This is a genomic window from Winogradskyella sp. 3972H.M.0a.05, from assembly GCF_040493455.1.
GTDB lineage: Bacteria > Bacteroidota > Bacteroidia > Flavobacteriales > Flavobacteriaceae > Microcosmobacter.
In genome coordinates, this window is the sequence record NZ_JANFDA010000015.1 from 1 (window position 1) to 4,625 (window position 4,625).

The window sequence follows — 4,625 nt, forward strand, 5'->3', positions numbered from 1 at the left end:
TGGTTGGATCCTCGTCATCTATGACGGTGATGTCAAAGGAGCATGTCGCCGTGTTACCAGCAGCATCCGTTATGACAAATGTGTTTGTTGTCGTCCCGACAGGGAACTGACCACCCGATGCGATACCAGCCGTCTGTGAGACAGAAGCACCAGGGCAGTTGTCACCAGAGGTGATGTTGTAGTTTACCGTTGCATAGCACTGTCCGCTATCGACCGATACGTTGTTCATGTTTGAAGGACAACTAATAGTCGGGTCTATGTCATCTTGAACAGTAAAAGTTGCCTTATAGTTTAATGTACCATTGTTTGAAAAATGTGTTCCTGAACCTCCACCACCAGCTGTAAAGGAGAAATCCGCTGTGGTATATACTTCTAAGTAATAAGTACCAGCACATAATCCACTTAACACATTAATATTAGCCCCTGTAGCTTCCCAGGTTTGATTTTGGTCAGTACCTGTACATCCAGCAGAGCCATCGTTACTTAAAAAGAATATTTCTGATCCTGTAAATGCAGGAGGTGTTAAATCTGAAGTGAGATAAATTCTATAGTTCAAAAATCCATTTGTAATATCGTCTGTATTACACTTGAATGTTTTGTTTTGTGCACCATTAAGTATTAAGCTATTGGGATTGGACATCTGGAATGTCCCAAGATTGTGACCGTCGAAGTCTATATTTGCGGTGGTAGCTTGTAAATCGTAGTAGGTATTGCCTGTGCCATTACTGTTTACAATGACATAACTTTCATAAATACCTGATTGGGAAAAAGTAGTTAAAAAACTTACTAATCCAATTATCAATGTTATATAGCATTTCTTCCTCATATGCTTTGGGGTTTAACATATTAAAACCACCATAGGCATATACCCATAGTAGTCTTTGGGATGGATTAATTTTATAAAATGCTATTAAGTCAACAGTGAGGGAATAAATAAAAGTATAGTGAAATTGTTACTTGAAGAAAAAAATCCGCTTAACCGCTTATTTAAACTTTAAAACGTAAGTAATAGAAAATCAGAACATTAATTGATTGTAGTATAATTAATACAAACAAAAAAATCCGGCTCTTATTAAAGAACCGGATTTTTATAAGCGAAATCTTGTTATTAATTAAGGCTAAAGTGCCTTACTTTACTTTATTTACTATTGCTTCAAAAGCTTCTGGGTTATTCATTGCTAAATCTGCAAGTACCTTACGGTTCAATTCGATATTGTTAGCTTTTAGTTTACCCATAAACTTTGAATAAGACATTCCGTGTTGTCTAGCTCCAGCATTAATACGCTGAATCCATAACGCTCTAAATGTTCTCTTTTTGTTTCTGCGATCTCTGTACGAATATTGCATCGCTTTGTCAACCGCATTTTTGGCTACTGTCCAAACGTTTTTACGTCTTCCCCAATAACCTTTAGCTTGCTTGATTACCTTTTTTCTTCTGGCTCTCTTTGCAACTGAATTTACTGATCTTGGCATAATTTTAAATTTTTTGTAGTAGGCGATCGATAATCGATACTTGCTAAATACTTTTGCCTAACTCCAGGGTTTATAAATTGTTTTAACCGGTTAAAATCAATTACTTCAAACGAAGCATTGTTTTAACATTATCTTCGTCAGACTTATGTACTACTGTATCATGAGTCAACGCAAGCTTACGCTTCTTAGATTTTTTAGTCAGAATATGACTCTTAAAAGCGTGCTTTCTTTTAATCTTACCAGTGCCAGTTAGTTTGAAACGTTTCTTAGCACTCGATTTAGTTTTCATCTTAGGCATTTCTCCTAGGTTTAATTACGTTTCGCTTATTATCTTTTAACTACTCAGTAGTTTATTATTTACTTTTTTTTGGAGCGATGAACATGGTCATACGCTTACCTTCTAGTTTTGGCATTTGTTCTACCTTGCCAAACTCTTCAAGATCTTGAGCCAATCTTAACAGTAAGATTTGCCCTTGCTCTTTAAATACAATTGAGCGTCCTTTAAAGAATACAAATGCTTTCAACTTTGCACCATCTTTCAAGAACTTCTCAGCATGTTTCTTCTTAAACTGATAATCGTGATCATCAGTTTGAGGTCCAAACCTAATTTCTTTGACAACAACCTTAGTCGCTTTAGCTTTTAATGCTTTCTCGCGCTTTTTTTGTTCGTAAAGAAACTTTTTATAGTCCATAACTTTACAAACAGGAGGGTTGGCATTTGGAGAAATCTCTACTAAATCTAGACCTTGTTCATCTGCAATGGCTAAGGCTTTTCTAATAGGATAAATTCCAATTTCTACATTATCGCCTACAAGTCTTACCTCTTCAGCTCTAATCTTAGAGTTTATTTTGTGTTGATCCTCTTTTACAACGCGTCGGTTGTTGTTTCTTCTGTTTCTACGTATTGCTATGACTTATAAAATTTAGTTATACTTCTTTAAATGTTTTTAAACTTTTACTTACTTCGGTGGAAATAATTTCAGAAAATTCTTCTACAGAAATCATTCCAAGATCTTCACCACCATGCTTTCTTACATTAATCTTTTGCTCTTTCTCTTCTTGCTCACCAACAATAATCATATATGGGAACTTCTGCATTTCGGCTTCACGAATTTTCTTCCCAACCGTTTCATTCCTATTGTCAATAAGGGCGCGAATTTCGTTATTTTCTAACAAATTTAAAACTTTTTCAGCGTATTTTTCATATTTCTCGCTTATTGACAATACCATAACTTGTTCTGGCATAAGCCAAAGCGGGAAATTTCCACCTGTATGTTCAAGCAAAATAGCGATGAATCGTTCCATGCTTCCAAATGGTGCACGGTGTATCATAACAGGTGTATGTAGCTCGTTATCACTACCCTTATAAGTAAGTTCAAATCGTTCAGGTAAATTATAATCCACTTGAATTGTACCCAACTGCCACTGACGACCAAGAGCATCTTTCACCATAAAATCTAGCTTTGGTCCATAGAAAGCAGCTTCACCTTCTTCAATCACAAAATCTAACCCTTTATCTGTAGCAGCACTTATTATGGCTTGTTCTGCAAGTTCCCAATGTTTAGTATCACCAATATACTTTTCTGGTTTTTTTGGATCTCTGATAGAAACTTGAGCTGTAAAGTTTTCAAACCCTAATGATCCAAACACATAGAGTACTAAATCAATAACATTTTTAAATTCAGAATCTAGTTGCTCTGGAGTACAAAATATATGCGCATCATCTTGAGTAAATCCTCTTACTCTAGTTAAGCCATGCAATTCTCCACTTTGCTCATATCTATAAACTGTACCAAATTCAGCAAAACGCTTAGGTAATTCTCTGTAAGAATAAGGTCTAGTATTGAAAATTTCACAGTGGTGAGGACAGTTCATAGGTTTTAATAAGAACTCTTCACCTTCTGCAGGAGTATTAATAGGTTGAAAACTATCTTCTCCATATTTAGCATAATGTCCAGAGGTAACATACAATTCTTTCTGACCAATATGTGGTGTAACCACCATCTCATAGCCAGCTTTCTTTTGTGCTTGCTTCAAGAAATTTTCTAAGCGTTCTCTTAATGCCGCACCTTTAGGTAACCAAAGAGGTAAACCTTGTCCAACTTTTTGAGAAAACGTAAAAAGCTCAAGCTCTTTTCCAAGCTTTCTATGATCTCTCTTTTTTGCTTCTTCTAGAAGGTCTAGATATTCTTTTAATTCCTTTTGCTTTGGAAAAGAGATTCCATAAACTCTCGTCAGCTGAGTATTATTTTCATCACCACGCCAATATGCACCAGCAACTGAAAGTAACTTAACAGCTTTAATGATACCAGTATTTGGAATATGCCCTCCACGACACAAGTCAGTAAATGTGGAGTGGTCACAGAATGTTATAGTACCATCTTCAAGATTTTCAATAAGTTCTACTTTGTATTCATTGCCTTGACTTTTATAAAGTGCTAGCGCATCATCTTTAGAAATAGAACGCATTTTGAAATCGTGCTTTTCACGAGCAATTTCAAGCATACGGTCTTCTATTCTTTTAAAGTCTTTTTCAGAAATAGATTGATCTCCAAAATCTACATCATAGTAAAACCCATTACCTTTATTTTCTTGGATTGCTGGACCTATAGTTAATTTAATTCCTGGGTACAACTCTTCTAAGGCTTGTGCCATTACGTGAGATGTAGAATGCCAAAAACTCTCTTTGCCTTTTCTATCCCTCCATGTATATAGTATAAGACTACCATCAGTATTTAATTCTGTCGTGGTTTCAATGGTTACATCGTTAAAGCTTGCAGAAATAACATTGCGTGCTAAACCTTCACTAATAGATTTAGCGACATCCATTGGAGTAATTCCTTTTGAATACTCCTTAATTGAACCATCGGGTAAAGTAATCTTTATCATTATTATATATATGTATAAAATATAAGTGGCAAAGATAATAGTATAAATAATGTTTCCAATACTATATTACTATATAATGGTTTTACATGTTATTAATATATATTAAGGAGTAGGTAGAGTTCAGAAAAACAAATCAAATAAAGTCATAATATGTTGATATATAAACGCTTGCAATTTTCTCCAAAAAAAGGTTATAAAAATGTTTTGCGGTTTATGAAAGGGTTTTATATTTGCGCCCTCGAAAGCGGGGGATGTTGTGATGT

5 protein-coding genes are annotated in these 4,625 nt (G+C 35.0%); all 5 read right to left on the minus strand.

From position 1 onward, the window contains the following. Nucleotides 1-826, minus strand: an 826-nt coding sequence (locus NCE97_RS15845) for an HYR domain-containing protein (protein ID WP_353780262.1), incomplete at its 3' end; no start/stop codon positions are given. Nucleotides 827-1,128: 302 nt separating this feature from the next. Next, complete coding sequence (gene rplT / locus NCE97_RS15850) at nt 1,129-1,473, minus strand: 50S ribosomal protein L20 (protein WP_353780263.1); 345 nt, start codon at nt 1,471-1,473, stop codon at nt 1,129-1,131. A 100-nt stretch (nt 1,474-1,573) separates the two neighbouring features. After that, entirely contained in the window at nt 1,574-1,771 is a 198-nt protein-coding gene (gene rpmI / locus NCE97_RS15855) for a 50S ribosomal protein L35 (RefSeq protein ID WP_353780264.1), read from the minus strand. Between the two features lie 55 nt (nt 1,772-1,826). Continuing rightward, nucleotides 1,827-2,378: a translation initiation factor IF-3 gene (infC, locus tag NCE97_RS15860; protein ID WP_353780266.1), complete on the minus strand. Its 552-nt coding sequence runs from the start codon at nt 2,376-2,378 to the stop codon at nt 1,827-1,829. Between the two features lie 22 nt (nt 2,379-2,400). Further along, nucleotides 2,401-4,362 (minus strand): threonine--tRNA ligase, encoded by a 1,962-nt coding sequence (gene thrS, locus NCE97_RS15865; RefSeq protein ID WP_353780265.1) that lies wholly within the window; start codon nt 4,360-4,362, stop codon nt 2,401-2,403. Nucleotides 4,363-4,625: the final 263 nt, after the last annotated feature.

Excerpts from the sequence above, each read along its gene's own strand:
- rpmI (WP_353780264.1), bottom strand. The coding sequence starts at position 1,771 with ATGCCTAAGATGAAAACTAAATCGAGTGCTAAGAAACGTTTCAAACTA.
- thrS (WP_353780265.1), bottom strand. The coding sequence starts at position 4,362 with ATGATAAAGATTACTTTACCCGATGGTTCAATTAAGGAGTATTCAAAA.
- rplT (WP_353780263.1), bottom strand. The coding sequence starts at position 1,473 with ATGCCAAGATCAGTAAATTCAGTTGCAAAGAGAGCCAGAAGAAAAAAG.